Annotated in this window: 1 protein-coding gene; it reads left to right on the forward strand. The window is 37.1% G+C overall.

All coding sequences use genetic code 11. From position 1 onward, the window contains the following. Positions 1 to 8: 8 nt before the first annotated feature. A partial coding sequence (locus AC1DJR_RS33570; RefSeq protein WP_477004632.1) for a Y-family DNA polymerase occupies positions 9 to 434 on the forward strand: 426 nt, incomplete at its 3' end.

The raw sequence follows: 434 nt of genomic DNA on the forward strand, positions 1-434 counted from the left end.
GAATCACAGTGTATGACTATTCAATCCTACCGAATAGGATCATCTTATGTGTTGATTTACGAAGTTTTTACGCTTCAGTAAGCTGCATCAAAATGGGATTAGACCCAATGCATACAAAATTGGCTGTAGTAGGTGATGTGAATAGAAATGGTTCAATCGTGCTAGCTGCAACCCCTCCATTAAAAGCATTGGGTGTAAAGAAGATGGCAAGATTATACGAGATTCCTCGTAGAAAAGACATTCTTGTGGTAAATCCAATTATGAGCACCTATATAAAATGCTCCAATTTCATCACAAAATTAGCTCTACAATACGTGCCTGTTGAAGACTTCCACCAATATTCCATCGATGAGTTCTTCATGGATATTACGGATAGTATTCATTTGTTTGCTAACGATCCGTATGAGTTCGCATTGAAATTCAAACGTGAAATA

The sequence above is a fragment of the Bacillus sp. 05T31 genome (assembly GCF_056396725.1).